This is a genomic window from Alkaliphilus metalliredigens QYMF (assembly GCF_000016985.1).
In the GTDB taxonomy this organism is placed as follows: Bacteria; Bacillota; Clostridia; order Peptostreptococcales; family Natronincolaceae; genus Alkaliphilus_A; species Alkaliphilus_A metalliredigens.
The window spans coordinates 3795904-3810519 of sequence record NC_009633.1; the positions used below are offsets into that span (position 1 = coordinate 3795904).

At 36.9% G+C, this 14616-nt stretch carries 12 protein-coding genes, 1 pseudogene and 1 riboswitch; of the genes and pseudogenes, 3 read left to right on the plus strand and 10 right to left on the minus strand.

What is annotated here, in order from left to right; all coding sequences use genetic code 11:
- Nucleotides 1-9: 9 nt before the first annotated feature.
- A pseudogene (locus tag AMET_RS27405) lies at nt 10-96 on the plus strand (hypothetical protein); the annotation flags it as partial.
- 151 nt (nt 97-247) lie between these two features.
- On the opposite strand, the gene AMET_RS18180 reads toward AMET_RS27405, so the two are convergent.
- The 3 genes from AMET_RS18180 to AMET_RS18190 all read right to left on the minus strand — a co-directional run bounded on the left by AMET_RS18180 (nt 248) and on the right by AMET_RS18190 (nt 2955).
- Nucleotides 248-811: a DUF5317 domain-containing protein gene (locus AMET_RS18180; RefSeq protein WP_012064779.1), complete on the minus strand. Its 564-nt coding sequence runs from the start codon at nt 809-811 to the stop codon at nt 248-250.
- A complete protein-coding gene (locus tag AMET_RS18185) occupies nt 801-2087 on the minus strand; it encodes an HD-GYP domain-containing protein (protein WP_083761046.1) in 1287 nt (428 codons plus the stop codon). Before AMET_RS18185 ends, AMET_RS18180 begins: the two co-directional genes overlap by 11 nt.
- Before the next feature lie 226 nt (nt 2088-2313).
- On the minus strand, nt 2314-2955 hold the full coding sequence (locus AMET_RS18190) for a hypothetical protein (protein WP_012064781.1): 642 nt from the start codon (nt 2953-2955) through the stop codon (nt 2314-2316).
- Between the two features lie 251 nt (nt 2956-3206).
- Between AMET_RS18190 and AMET_RS18195 the strand changes: the two genes are divergently transcribed.
- Entirely contained in the window at nt 3207-4592 is a 1386-nt protein-coding gene (locus AMET_RS18195; protein ID WP_012064782.1) for a pyridoxal-phosphate dependent enzyme, read from the plus strand.
- Nucleotides 4593-4847: 255 nt separating this feature from the next.
- A complete protein-coding gene (locus AMET_RS18200; RefSeq protein ID WP_012064783.1) occupies nt 4848-5975 on the plus strand; it encodes an amidase domain-containing protein in 1128 nt (375 codons plus the stop codon).
- A 73-nt stretch (nt 5976-6048) separates the two neighbouring features.
- On the opposite strand, the gene AMET_RS18205 is transcribed toward AMET_RS18200, so the two are convergent.
- From AMET_RS18205 to AMET_RS18235, 7 genes are all read right to left on the minus strand, one after another.
- Nucleotides 6049-7431 (minus strand): Na+/H+ antiporter NhaC family protein, encoded by a 1383-nt coding sequence (locus tag AMET_RS18205; RefSeq protein ID WP_012064784.1) that lies wholly within the window; start codon nt 7429-7431, stop codon nt 6049-6051.
- Nucleotides 7432-7618: 187 nt separating this feature from the next.
- Entirely contained in the window at nt 7619-8284 is a 666-nt protein-coding gene (locus AMET_RS18210) for an acetate uptake transporter family protein (RefSeq protein WP_157047291.1), read from the minus strand.
- Nucleotides 8285-8482: 198 nt separating this feature from the next.
- Complete coding sequence (locus AMET_RS18215; RefSeq protein WP_012064786.1) at nt 8483-9625, minus strand: trans-sulfuration enzyme family protein; 1143 nt, start codon at nt 9623-9625, stop codon at nt 8483-8485.
- A 5-nt stretch (nt 9626-9630) separates the two neighbouring features.
- Complete coding sequence (locus AMET_RS18220) at nt 9631-10788, minus strand: trans-sulfuration enzyme family protein (protein WP_012064787.1); 1158 nt, start codon at nt 10786-10788, stop codon at nt 9631-9633.
- Between the two features lie 22 nt (nt 10789-10810).
- The gene (gene metA / locus AMET_RS18225; protein ID WP_041721041.1) at nt 10811-11755 is read right to left on the minus strand and encodes a homoserine O-acetyltransferase MetA; all 945 of its coding nucleotides are present in this window, start codon (nt 11753-11755) and stop codon (nt 10811-10813) included.
- Between the two features lie 153 nt (nt 11756-11908).
- Nucleotides 11909-12019, minus strand: a riboswitch (SAM riboswitch).
- A 132-nt stretch (nt 12020-12151) separates the two neighbouring features.
- Nucleotides 12152-13525, minus strand: coding sequence for a UDP-N-acetylmuramoyl-tripeptide--D-alanyl-D-alanine ligase (locus AMET_RS18230; RefSeq protein ID WP_012064789.1), 1374 nt, complete (start codon nt 13523-13525; stop codon nt 12152-12154).
- 5 nt (nt 13526-13530) lie between these two features.
- Complete coding sequence (locus AMET_RS18235; protein ID WP_012064790.1) at nt 13531-14607, minus strand: D-alanine--D-alanine ligase; 1077 nt, start codon at nt 14605-14607, stop codon at nt 13531-13533.
- Nucleotides 14608-14616: the final 9 nt, after the last annotated feature.

The following is a 14616-nucleotide window of genomic DNA, read 5'->3' on the forward strand; positions in this document are numbered from 1 at the left end:
ATAACGTGTATGATAAAGCTTCTTTTTCTAAATTGTGTGTGTAATCATGATCATTACCACCAGGTTAGGCAATCTGTTAAAGCCATTTCACAATGTTATCCATCCGTTCGAGTGATTGGCATTTTTGTCAATGAAAACTGGGCTGTGGAAGTCCTTCTCGATACAGCAACCCTTGCTACGGCATCATAATCAAAAAACATAAAAGACGATTTGTTGTTTAAGGTTCACTTCCTCAACAAATCGTCTTTTATGTTTCCTTGTTTAAAATTTTCCCTTGAATCAAAATAAAGATTCCTATCATCATAAATACATCACCAATGCTTAAACTCTTTGGCATCGGATAGGGTCTCCTTAGATGAATAATGTCTCCTAAGATCCAAATTCTAGTTGTTTCATTTGCTGCTATATGAGTAAGACTCTTTGCATTTTGTAAAATATCTATACTCTCCTGAGAAATCATATGTTGAATGCCACTTATATCTACAGGCATCCTACCTCCATTAGCCATAATCACAATAAAATTTAACAGAACCCCAACACCAATTAGAGAAAAACCTCTCTGTCCAATATTAGCAGCCAGTCCCCAGAATAATAGAATGTAGACAGTTAATTGAACCCACAACCCATTAGCGTTAATCATCTGCCATAAGGGTTCTATCTCCTTGGCTACCACCCAAGCTGCCGCAGATTGAATTAAAGCGGCTCCCACAATGAATTCTACTCTGCTGATTTGAATGTCAAGTATATTCTTTAGTTCTCCTCCTCTAAGCTTCCCCAGTATCAATGAACTTCCCACTGATTCAACTAACATAGGTCACCTTCCCTTTTTGACTCTCTCTCTCCATATAGGTTGCAAATTTTTTTACAACGAGAGGATGGAATTGTCGCCCTGATTCGTTAATAATAATCCTTAGAGCCCTGTTGCTATCAGTTGCCTTTCGATAAGGACGATTAGATGTCATGGCATCATAGGCATCGGCAACCGCTAATACGCAGGCCTCTAAAGGAATGGCATCTCCACAGAGTTTATCAGGGTATCCCTTTCCATCATAGCGCTCATGATGATGCTTGATAATCTCTGCCACTTCCTTTAGAAAATCAACTTCTCCTAATATCTTTGCTCCAATCTCAGGATGCTTTTGTATCTGTAAAAATTCATCATCCTCCAGCTGTCCCGGCTTATTCAATATGATATCTGCAATCCCAATTTTTCCAATATCGTGTAATATAGCCGCAGTGTTAATCTTATCTATTTTATCATGACTCATCTTCATTTCCTTAGCGATGCCTGCAGCATATTCTGCAACCCGATAGGAATGTCCCTTTGTATATTCATCCTTAGCCTCCATGGCATTGGAAAGGGCTTTGATGGTTTCAAAATAGACATGTCGCATATCTATGTAGAGCTTAAAGGAATATCGAGCTAGTAATAAGGGTACTAAAAACAAAACTACTGCAAACCATCCATAACTATTATAGGCAACGGCTGTAATGACTCCCAGTGGAGATAAAGCAGTAATGTTTATGATTGTCCATTTATTCTCATGGAAAGCTTCCTTCCATTTTATATTGCCTAAAATACACATTAGTGTGGTAAAAATATTTAAATTCACAATTGTATACATTAATAAAGCCACTACAATTCCAACTATACTGAAATCTTGCATACGCATACCTGTATATCTAACATCAAACATATTGTAAGCCATACTCGCTGTTGCTAAAGATATGGCGTAGGCACAGCCATTGAAAATTCGTTTATATAGATCACTATTAAATAAATGATATATTTTTCCATCAACTATCTCTACATAAAGGAGCATTGTTGAAAACCCAATCACTGCTACAATATAAGATTGAAAAACTAGTACACTTGCCAGTCCAATAGTAAAACTGATCGAGATAGCAATATTTTTTTTAATCCTAATATCAAGAGATTCTGTTATGATACCAATAACTATGAAGAATAAAATCCTAGAATCAAAATCAGAAATTATGTTTCTAGATCCCCAAAACACACAAAAGATCCCTATGATGATAATCATACCTGTATATAGTCTTAATTTATTTGGTATTTCTTTCATCATAACACCTCTTCTTATATGATTTTAGGTCGGCTAAGTATTATCTCCAGCTAAATGATGCGCCGCCTGCTAAGACGATTGCTAATAATGCCATTGACATTACATATAATCTGTTTTTCATGTGGATATAGCCCCCTTTACAAAAGGCTCTGCTGCTTCGCTAATTTTCACAGGCTATATCGCTTCGCTTCTGTTTAATTTGAAAAGGTCGCCGACCTAAAATGCAAACTTAGTTATTAAATTTTGTAACTCTTCTGTTTACAGCATCCAATGTGGCCTTAACAATTGCCTCATTTTCATCTTTCCTGACAACGGCAGATCCAGTCAAAAGCTCCTCTGCCTCACCTGAAACATGACAAATCGCTACTGTAATCACTTCCCTTTTAGCCAAACTGATCTTTTCTACATCTTCAACTGTCAAAACATCCTGTTCTCCTAGCAGTTGATGAATACAATCAATCGTAGCTCGGGCTATCAATCGATAAACATTGTTTTTCGAGCTTAGCCCTTTGGCCGTTCCTTCAACTTGTTCATCATCTTTAAGTAATCGTACGCTAACTTCAGTTCTACTTCCTATGTTTGTATATTGAATTGAATCAATGATTATCCGATGGTCATTTCCAGGATTTTGCTTTGCATCAATTTGTGCAATGCTAATTTTTTTATAATCTATCTTTATATGAAACTTAGCTGTCAAAGCAGATTGGATATCCCTAGAGATTTGTTTGGGTCCTCTAGCGTTTGATGCTAGAATATGAATTTCTTCTATCTCATCCTTGTCAAACACAACTTTAGATGAAATGATATCAGGAATACTATCCATCACCTCTTCCATACTTAATACTTGTAACCCTGTGTTTGTGTTTTCCATTTTCCAAACCCCTTTATGCTAAAATATATTATTTTTACGAAATTTTACCCATTCTACTCTAATTCGATAAAACATGTCTTTCTCCTTCTTTTTATGCACATCAATTATCCCCATGATTCGACTTTTTACTCATTAGATCTTTATCTCTCTCTATAAATTTCATTTTCTAGCAATATTTTGCTGGATTTAGGGTATAGATATATTATGTAATATGCAAATTGCGTCGATTTAAATATTTAAGGAGGTTAATTATGAACAAAAATACAATTATTCATATGGTTGGTAAAACCCCTTTAGTCAGGGCTGAAAAACTAGAAAAGGAATTGGGCATCTCAAAAATTTACCTTAAGCTTGAAGGCAATAACCCATCAGGGCAAAGAATAGACCGATTAGCCCATCTATTAATCAAGGATGCCCTTTCAATCAATAAAAAGATAATCTGCATAGGGTCACAGGGCCCATTGGCTAAGTCTTTAGCATTTATCTCTCAATACTATGACATTAATTGTGTCTTCGTTTTTCCTACCAATAGTAAGTTCTCCCAAAACAAACTATTTAAACAAGATCATGTTAAAGTGATCCCCTATGGTAAAACACATTTTGACTCCATCAATTATAGTCAAAAGCTATGCGAGGAAGAGGGATGGTATAACGCCACCCTAGGTATGGAGAACAATATTCTAAATATGACTTCATTATCCTTTATTGCAGATGAACTCCATAAACAAATAAAAGGTGAAATCGATACCGTCTTCACCCTTATGAGCTATGGTTTTTCAACCTCAGGTCTTAATTTAGGCTTTAGACAGCTCTGGATTAATGACGAGATGAAAAAGATTCCCAAACTCTATAATTGCACCATTAACGATGGAAATGTCATCTACGAGTCCTTCAAAAAAAAGAGCACGAAAATCATCCCTTTATCTGCTGAGCAGAGTCAAGTTAAAGTCACTAAATATAATAAGCATTTGTTAAACTTCAACAGCTCCATCTCCCAAGATGCCCTAGATTCAATCTACGACACCAATGGTACCATTACAGGCATCACGGAAGAAGAACTCCTTCGATACACAAAAAAATTCAAAGAAATTGAAAACATCAAATTTAGTACCGAGAATGGATATGTCATCGCAGGCTTCATGAAAGAAGCTGAAAAAGGTAACCTATCCGATGGCACACATGTGATTTTGTTAAATGATGGCCGAATAGACCTAGATGTTAGAAATGTAAAAAAAGAGGAATCTGACCTCTCTGTTGATGAAATTGTGACTCAAATTGATGAATGGCTAATGGAATATACTGACCCTTCCTATGAAATCAAGGATGCTTTAAAGTCAGCCTTTGATAAGGGCTTTGTTTTAATGGCCTATTATAATAATGAACTGGCCGGCATTACAATCATTGTTCATACGGGCTTTGAGAGCTTTATTCCCACCTATCATTTAGGCTACATTGCTACGAAGCGTACCATTAAGGGTAGAGGAATTGCAACACAATTACTTAACAAGGCAATCGAAGTAACCGATGGCAATGTATCACTACATGTTGAACGCAACAACAATCGCGCCATTAAGCTCTATGAAAAAATGGGATTTGAAAAATCCTATGTTAGAATGATTCACAAAGCCAATCACTAAAGTCATTAGGAGTATCATTTTAGTGTTGTACTATTATCTCTAAGGTGACACTGTTTAAAAACTTTTAGTTTTATCGTTATATCAAAAGCCCAGCACCCTTGCACATTTCATATGTGCTGGGGTGGCTGGGCTTTCTCTTGCCTTCACAAAGGCTCTGTCTCTCTACTATAAATTTTATACAAATCCCCAGCAGAGGGAATAGCCCTTGAGATCATCACATATAATCTCCTATGAATATCTATTGGAGGGAACAATATGTTTATTGTAATTAAGCTAAAGAGTCTTCTCGTCACTTTATTGATAGCAGTATTTTTGATCACTTTTTCACTAAGCGTGTATTTATGGAGCGTCTCTATACAAACAACAACATCATCAGTGGCTGACAATTTAGACAGACAGCTCACTTCAGAGCTACAAAAAATATTTCAACTTAGAAACCAAGCCTTAATTGAATATAATACAGATATGCTGGCAAGCTTATACAATCAAGAAGTACGAAATGGGCTATGGGCCTATGAGCATGAATTGACAAAGTTAAAGTATTTACATAACTGGTCCGATAAACAAGCTATTGAATTTAAAGAGATTGATTCCCATATCGTCATAAGAAGTTTCAATCAAAAGAATGATGGTTTTTCCCTTAATCTTTTGGTTTCCACAGCATATACATATACCTATAAAGACACCCCTCAAATTCATAATTCTTTTAGAATCGGTGCCTACCACTCATTGGATTTAATGCCACATGAGGAAGACTGGGTGATTACCCGCGAATGGTATACAGACCCCTTTGCGGATTCCTTACATTTAGATGAAATAAAAAGTCAAGAAATCCAACAAGTGATCCTATCGGGTGAAACCAAAGATTTATCAGATCTAAACCAGCGAAGAGTCAATGCACTTGCCTACGCAAATCAATATGCCGGTGCCGCTAGTTTACCTGAATATGACTTTCAGTATAATTCAAAATACAGAAATTATAATCCCGAAGGTGGTAATTGTGCGAACTTTGCCTCCCAAATTTTATACGAAGGAGGGGGATTCAAGAAAAACCGCACATGGAATTATGAGCGAGGGGCTGGAAGTAGTGCCTGGATTAATGCCCACTCCTTTAACAGTTATATGCTTTCTAGTGGGAGGGCTTCTACAATTGCCCGTGGCGCCTATGATGAGATATTAAAGGTCTCCTACAAGCTTTTGCCTGGAGATTATATAGCCTATGAAAAAAAGGGGAAGGTCACTCATATATCTGTTGTAACTGGTTTGGACTCCAAGGGCTATATTCTAGTAAATTCCAATAACTCAGATCGGTATCAAGTTCCTTGGGACTTAGGTTGGAGTGATAAAAGCATTAAATTTCACCTAGTTCATGTTCATTATTAATGTAGTGCCATCATTTGTAATATACACAGTGACCAGTGAAATCTTCTAGCAAGATAAGCTCATTTCCCCTATGTTACCCCAGGGCCTTGGCTTTTGGATATTTTTTGCTTTTAAGCCTCAAGCCTGCCATCATAGAAATGATCGGACAGACATAACAAAATACAGCGTAGGGAGCATAGGCCATTGCAGGAATTCCAGAAATGAGACCTATAATTAATGCATTAACATTCCAAGGCATTAAAGGAGCAATCACAGTCCCGGTGTCAGATATGGTTCTTGCTAAAACCGAATTGGATACCCCCAGCTCTTTATACTTTTCTGCAAACAGTCTACCAGGCAAAACAATTCCCACAGTTTGATCACAGGTAACCACAGTCAGGATGCTACTGGTTATTCCCGTCTTTACTATCAGTTGCTTTTCTGACTCAATGGTTGATATCATTTTATTGATCATCGGTCTAATCAATCCTGACCGTTCTAAAACACTACTTAAGGATACAGCACAAGCTACAATTGATACAACTTCTACCATCGAAGCAATCCCACCACTGATTAAGATGTTGTTAAGCTGTCCCGATGCTGTATTGCTTTTATATCCCCAAATAATAGCATGAAAAACAGAAGAAGAAGACATATTTTGCAGAAATACACTCACTAGCACACCTGCCATTAACCCCATGGAGATTGTTGAAATTGTTCTTATACCCATAATGGATGAAAACAAAATTCCCAAAGGAAGTAGCAATAACCAGGGTGAAATATAGAATCCTTCTAAAATAGCAGACTGATACGCTATTAAACTCCCGAGATTTGTACTGACACCATATCCACTACCGATATAATAATAACTCGCCAAAGTGATGACATAGACAGGAACAAATGTGACCATCATGCTCTTTAGTGTTTCTTTATATTTGGTTTTTGTTGCCGTTAGTGTCAGATTCAATAGTCCAGAAATAGGAGAAATCTTATCGGCGATGAATGCCCCGGAAATAATGGCCCCTAACAAAATATGAGTTGGGATTCCAAAACCCTTTCCAATCCCCAACAAAGCCAGACCAATGGTACTGACTGTCCCTACTGCCGTTCCCATAAATACTGCCATGATTGAGGTAATCAGGAAGGCCGCAAGCAAAAAATTCATTCCTCCCATGTATTGAAGTCCATAATATATCATTGTAGGCACAACCCCAGAGGATAACCAGACCGAAACCGTTGCTCCAATTAGTAAGATTAATAAATAAAGCATTCTGCATTCTAGAATTCCCTGATAAATCATATTTGTTACTTGTCTAAGTTGACGTCCCTTTCTCATCAATATAGCAGAAGTCAGTAAAATACTCCCTACAAATCCAAATAGCAAAGAAATGTTGAAAAAAATGCAACTTCCTATTAAAATAACTATCATACCTAAAACAAAGTTAATCTCCCGTTGTCTAAATTCATTGATCCCCACATTTTCACTCCCTAGATGTACTGGTATTTTTCATTTTACCTTATGTGATCAAATCATTAATCTCCTTCTAAAATATCATGTAATAAAGGGATTGTATATGATTCTTATTGAATCTTGGTAAAAACAAAACAGCAGGATTTTCCCTGCTGTTTTGTTTAAAATCATGTGTTTTATTTGTAGCCTGTCCTTATGCCACAGGACTTTTAGCCATTTTTTCATTATTTGGTATTGTAACTGTAGCAGACTTTTTCTCACCACTTAGAATTGGCCCAGGATTGGGATAAACTTCTCTACCAAAGGCTCCATTAACAATAATTGCCGCAGAAAGATAGATCCCTAGCATTCCTACAATCAATAATGCCCAACCTGGTATAAATGAAAATTCAGCTGACAGAATTTCCAAATCGATTAAAGTAATGAGCGGTAGTGCTATATTTAATACAATTACCATCAAGCTTAATACAAGTGGCGTTTTAAGGAAGGCAGGTGTCCATAGAACTAAGGCAGTTGACAGTACTAACCATGCCCATCCATCAATACGTGCATCAAGTACAATGTTGTTACTTGCCATCTGGAACTTAAAAAGCATTCCAAGACCACCTACTAGCATAAAGAAAGCACTAAAGAATAAAAATGTATTTCCTCCTGTTGTATTGCCTCCCTTTAAATCTACTATGGCAACCACAAATTGTACAACAAATCCTCCCAACAACCAAATACCCAATAATGGTATGGCATTACCTGTTACTCTTCCAGTCAGTAGCGCAAAAAAACAGAAACAGGCTACGGCCAAGGCAACTAGACCCGCTGGCGTTGGATTAGACCACTCTTTTGTTTGATTTACTTGATTCACGATTTCATCCTCACTTTCATTATATATGATTCCAATATTCAGAGACCGTTTACACATCTCCCTACTGAAATAATTATATACAACTTTTACAGCTGAGGCAACTTTTTTCGACATTTTTTGCTAATTTAATCACAATGTTATTTTTAGTATTCAAATGATTACGATTCATTGGTTTGCCCTCTTTGCAGATAAACTTTATTACTCCGCTCCCGCCAGTGCTTTATCAAAGTCCTCTATCAAATCTTTTATGTCCTCTAACCCTACTGATAGGCGAATCAAATTCTCAGTAATACCGAGTGATTCTCTTTGGGCTTTAGGCATTGCTGCATGAGACATTTTAACGGGATAGGATGCAATTGTTTCGACTCCCCCGAGACTTACTGCTACAGCAGCAAGTTTTACCATTTTCATGAATTTCTGTGCTGTTTCTATTTCAACTGTCTTAAAGCTCATGACTGCACCTGCACCGTTAGCCTGGGTGTCATGAATTTCTCGGTTTTGGTGCCCAAGCAGGCCAGGGTAGTATACTTTCTGGATTTTTTCATGATTGGATAACCATTGAGCAAGCTCCTCAGCATTCTTTTGCTGATAATCCATCCTCACCTTCAAAGTTTTAAGTCCTCGCAGCAGCAACCATGAATCCTGTGGTCCTAACACAGCCCCAAAACCGTTTTGAATCATGTACAGTCTTTCCGAAAGTGCTTTCCCTTTTACGGCAACCAAACCTGCAACAACATCACTATGCCCACCTATAAATTTCGTTGCACTATGGATCACGATATCTGCTCCAAGATCAAGGGGGCGCTGTAAATAAGGAGTCATAAATGTATTGTCTACAATAACCAGTAAATGATGTGCCTTTGCAATACCCACTGCACCCTTAAGATTGGTTATTTTCAATGTAGGGTTAGATGGTGTTTCAAGAAAAATTGCCCGTGTATTCTCTTTGATATTGGCCTCAATCTCACCTAAATCAGTTGTATCTACAAGGCTGACTTCTATTCCGTACCGATTAAAAATACGATTCAAAGCCCTATATGTTCCGCCATATACGTCTTGACAGGCAATGATGTGATCTCCTGCGGAAAAAATTGAAAGCACAGATGAAGTCGCTGCCATTCCTGAGGAAAACGCAAACCCCCTATCTCCATTTTCAAGTTCAGCTATTGTTTCCTCTATGGCTCTTCTTGTTGGATTTTCTGACCTTGAATATTGATACTCCTGTTCTGCCTCAATATCCTCTTGGTGATAGGTAGACACCTGATAGATGGGTATACTTAAAGCACCGGTTATTTTATCCTTATCGTTTGTATTATGTATTAGTTTTGTTCCAAAATTCATTTTTCTCACCTCAATGCCCTTTCTAAGTCTAATATGATATCTTCTACTGCTTCTATGCCAACAGAAAGCCTTAATAGTTTATCATTTACACCAATTCTTTCCCTTATCTCTTGGGGGATAGCTGCATGGGTCTGTACCATAGGATACGTGATTAGACTTTCAACACCACCTAGACTCTCTGCAAACATTATGACTTGAACACGGTCAAGTACCTGCTTTGCCACTTCCTGACTCTTGACTGTAAAAGAAATCATGGCGCCAAAGCCCGATGCTTGTTTCTTAGATAATTGGTATCCCTCATGGTCAGGATCTCCCACATAATAGACTTTTTCAACCTGCTGGTGCTCCTTTAACCAAGCGGCTACTTTTATGGCATTCTGCTGTTGCTTTTCAAGTCTAATTCCTAATGTTTTAATACCACGTAGGATTAACCAACTATCAAAGGGAGCTAGAACAGCTCCTTGGCTTTTTTGAATCAGTTTCAGGTTTTCTCCTAGATCGTCATCCTTTACAATCACAAATCCAGCCAGGGTATCATTGTGTCCACCGAGATATTTTGTTCCACTATGAATCACAATATCTGCCCCAAGCCCTAGGGGTCTCTGAAAATACGGTGTCAAAAAGGTATTGTCTACAATAAGCATTACCTCCTTTGACTTTGCAATTTCAGAAATTGAAGCAATATCAGCTACCTTCATCATGGGATTTGATGGTGTTTCAATGAATATCGCAGCTGTGTTCTCCCTTAAGGCCTTCTCAACTTCCCTAATTTTACTGGTGTCAACATAGCTAAATTCAATCCCATACCGTTTATAAATCTCTTCACAAATTCGATAGGTGCCTCCATAAAGATCATCCGAAACAATAATATGCTGACCCGGTGTAAACAGAGTAAACACTGTTGATATCGCCGCCATACCACTGGAAAAAGCCAGTCCATGCTTTCCTTTTTCTAAACATGCCATGGTATTTTCAAGTTCTTCCCGGGTCGGGTTTTGTAATCTTGAGTAATCATAGCCCGTGGTCTCATTAAGACCCGGGTGCCTAAAGGTTGCACTCTGGTATATGGGAAAACTTACAGCTCCCGTATGGGGATCATATCCTTTAAATCCATGTACAACTTCAGTTTCAATATGCAACTTCTTATCCTTCACGCAACTCATAGATGCTCTCCTCCTTTTTCATTTATATTTCTATGTCATCACGGGTGACTCTCTCTATCCCTTCTAAATCATAGGGGGTTTCCTGATAAACATAATAATTCAGCCAATTGCTAAATAAAAGACTGGCATGGCTCCTCCATTTGACTACAGGCTCTTTTGTCGGATCATCTTGAGGGTAGTAATGATCTGGGATATTAATGAGCTTTCCACTCTCCTTATCCCTTTCATACTCTGATTTTAAGGTTAGTGGACTATATTCTGAATGTCCCGTTACAAAAATTTGTCTTCCATTTTTTGCTCCTACAATATGCACTCCTGATTCCTTTGATTCCGATAAAATTTCTAGTTCATCTACTTTTTGTATGTCATCATGTCTTATCTCTGTATGCCGAGAATGTGGTACATAAAAATAATCATCAAAGCCTCGAAATAATTTGACTGTTTTTTTATTGACCCAGTGAGGGAACACACCAAACATTTTATTTTCCAAGGGATACTTAGGAATACCATAGTGATAGTACAATCCAGCCTGAGCTCCCCAACATATATGCAGGGTAGAATAAACATTCTGTAGGCTCCATTTCATAATTTCACAAAGTTCTTCCCAATAGTCTACTGTTTCGAAGTCTAATAATTCAATGGGTGCACCAGTAATAATCATACCATCAAATTTTTCCTTTTTAATTTCTTCAAATGTATGATAAAACCTGAGTAAATGCTCTTTGGATGTGTTCTTTGAAACATGACTATTAGGATGAATAAGTGTAATATCAACCTGAATCGGTGAATTTCCCAATAACCTCAATAACTGGGTTTCTGTTTCTATTTTCGTTGGCATCAAATTCAAAATCACAATCTTTAGTGGTCTAATGTCTTGATGGGTGGCACGACTTTCAGTCATCACAAATATGTTTTCCTTTTCCAATGTTTCTACAGCCGGCAAATCATCGGGAATTTTTATTGGCATCATCATTCTCCTCCGTTTTCTTCTATTTAGTAAATATAAGCTTTGACTCTGTTTCATTAATTGACATCCATGCTAAAAATTTTTAAAAATTCAAGTGCTTAATCGTAAGAAAACCCCTTCTGAAAAACAGAAGAGGTTAATATCATAGAAACTCATCTATCTTTCAGCACCAATTCTTTCGAATATTGCTGCAGGATTTAGCACCTCGCTTTCGCAGGTTGCTGGGTTTCATCGGGCCAGTCCCTCCACCACTCTTGATAGTAATATATTTAGTTAGATCCCATTATATATATTCAGACTATTCTTGTCAATCAAAACATTTAACTAATAAGATAATTTTCAGTTGTGTTGATGTAAAATTGTTATTCTTTAAAAATAATTATACAATTTCCTCAATTACTTCAACTCATCTACAACTTTTTCAAGCTCCAATATTCTAGATCCTTTTATTAAAACAATGGCATCTTTTTTGATCATTTCTTTGAGTTTTGTTGTCAGTGATGACTTATCCATAAATGAAAAAACCCGTTCATCTGGAAATCTCGTTTTTGCTCCCTGAGCAAAATATTTTCCTAGTTCCCCAATGGTAAATACATAGTCTATTTGGCTAGGGTCAATTTCTTCTCCTATGTCTATATGTGTTGTAATTTCATTTTCCCCAGTACCAAACATATCTCCAAGGACCACAATCTTTTGTTTATATTTTTTGAAAGAATACATTGTATCTAGAACAGATCGTAGACTAATAGGATTAGACTTATAAGAATCATTTAAAATATCAAATCCATTGCATTTAATTAACTCATTTCGCATACCTGTAGCTTCAATTTTCAACATCCCTTCTTGTATCTTTTCCAAGGTAATATTAAAATACTGAGCAACAGCAATAGCAGCTGCAGCATTGTATATTTGATGATTTCCAAGCATAGATAAGAACAGTCTAGGAGAATCACTACCTACTAGTTCAAAGTATATCCCTTCATTTTCTGAAGAAATTAATTTAACAGTATAATCATTATCACGATTGATTCCAAATGTCACTTTTTTTTGTTTTAGATCCAGCTTCTCTACCCCTACTCTAAGTGGAGGGCTATCTCCAAAGTAAATAAAAAGTCCATGGGGTTTTAATCCTTCTATGATTTCAAGTTTTGCCTTTAGTATGTTTTCTACCGAACCCAAATCATTGATGTGTACATTTGTTGAATTTGTAATAATCGCCACGTCAGATGAAGCAATCTTAGATAAAAGTTCAATTTCACCTAAACCAGACATTCCCATCTCAATCACTGCTATTTCAGTATTTTCAGCCATTTCTAATAGCGTTAGCGGTACCCCTAAATGATTATTTAGATTTCCCAAGGTCTTATGTGTCTTATAGACAGTCTGTAATATATTAAAAAGGATATCCTTTGTTGAAGTCTTTCCGTTACTACCTGTAATACCGATGATCTTTACATTTAATTGGTTTCGATACGCCTTTGCTAAAGTCTGAATCGCATCTAGGGTATCTTCAACAAGTATAAAGGGGAAGTCAATATTTGGAATAGGCTGATTCTTATCCCACAAAGTAGCTGTTGCTCCATTTCCCATGGCTTTTTCTATAAATTCATGGCCATTGAATTTCTCTCCAATGATGGGAATATATAGTTGCGTATCTTTAATTGTTCTGGTATCAATTGAAACACCATTGATCCATATATCTTCATGGGATTTCTTAAGACCGCTCCCCTTCACCATCTCTTGTATTTCATTTAATTTACGACGGATCATCTTTTTCACTTCCTTTTATATAAAAAACTTTTTCTCTTATTATAACGTTCAAAGGCTAGATTAATAAGTTTCTCGATCAGTTCTGGATACGTTGTCTGGTCAGTTTTTTCCCATAAGGCTGGTGTCATACTAAGCTTCGTAAACCCAGGCATGGTATTCACTTCATTGACATAGAACCTTTCATCATCTGTGACAAAGTAATCTACCCTTACCAGTCCAGAACAATTCAGAACATCAAAAGATTTTATTGCCACTTCCCTCATCAGCTCACTAACCTTTTCTGTTAATTTAGCTGGTATGACTTGAATTAGCTTGCCATCGGTGTATTTTGCGGCATAGTCCATAAATTGCCTTTCTTGAATAAACTCTCCTACAACCGATGCCTTAGGAAATTCATTTCCAACTACGGATATCTGCATTTCTCTCCCAATGATTTCTTCTTCTATCACTAGTTTGTCCTCAAAGGAAAAAGCTTCATGAATCGCAGCTTCTAATTCTTCACGATTGGCACATCGATTAATCCCGACACTTGAGCCTAAGCTAGCGGGCTTAACATAAGCAGGATATCCTATTGTCTCTTCAATTCTTTCAATTGAAAACAGCTTGTCCTTTTTCCACTGATGCTGCAATAATCTTGTATACTTTCCCTGTGGAATGTTATGCTTGGCAAATAGATCCTTGGTAACCACTTTATCAATTCCAATTGCTGAGGACATCACACCATTACCCACATAAGGAATATCTAGTATCTCTAACAAACCTTGTATGGTTCCATCTTCTCCATTTGTACCATGCAAAGCAGGAAATACAATATTTTGTTCTCTTTCATTAAAACTACTTCTTAGAAACGTTTCAATTGAACTAATCACTGTATTTGAAGATTGATACATTAGTTCACTTATCTCTTTTATTTCATCTTCTACAATCCCCAAATTTGACCATATTCCTTCATCACTAATATAAATAGGGTAAACATGATACTTCTTTTTATCTAGTGAATTTATAATAGCTGAAGCACTGATAAGGGATACCCTATGCTCAACTGATTTTCCTCCACAAAGTACATATACATTGGTTTTCATTGGTCTCCT

Bases quoted from the DNA above. Each gene is read 5' to 3' on its own strand.
- AMET_RS18180 (WP_012064779.1), bottom strand. From the start codon at position 811: ATGTTAGTTGAATCAGTGGGAAGTTCATTGATACTGGGGAAGCTTAGA.
- AMET_RS18185 (WP_083761046.1), bottom strand. From the start codon at position 2,087: ATGATGAAAGAAATACCAAATAAATTAAGACTATATACAGGTATGATT.
- AMET_RS18190 (WP_012064781.1), bottom strand. From the start codon at position 2,955: ATGGAAAACACAAACACAGGGTTACAAGTATTAAGTATGGAAGAGGTG.
- AMET_RS18195 (WP_012064782.1), top strand. From the start codon at position 3,207: ATGAACAAAAATACAATTATTCATATGGTTGGTAAAACCCCTTTAGTC.
- AMET_RS18200 (WP_012064783.1), top strand. From the start codon at position 4,848: ATGTTTATTGTAATTAAGCTAAAGAGTCTTCTCGTCACTTTATTGATA.
- AMET_RS18215 (WP_012064786.1), bottom strand. From the start codon at position 9,625: ATGAATTTTGGAACAAAACTAATACATAATACAAACGATAAGGATAAA.
- AMET_RS18220 (WP_012064787.1), bottom strand. From the start codon at position 10,788: ATGAGTTGCGTGAAGGATAAGAAGTTGCATATTGAAACTGAAGTTGTA.
- metA (WP_041721041.1), bottom strand. From the start codon at position 11,755: ATGCCAATAAAAATTCCCGATGATTTGCCGGCTGTAGAAACATTGGAA.
- AMET_RS18230 (WP_012064789.1), bottom strand. From the start codon at position 13,525: ATGATCCGTCGTAAATTAAATGAAATACAAGAGATGGTGAAGGGGAGC.
- AMET_RS18235 (WP_012064790.1), bottom strand. From the start codon at position 14,607: ATGAAAACCAATGTATATGTACTTTGTGGAGGAAAATCAGTTGAGCAT.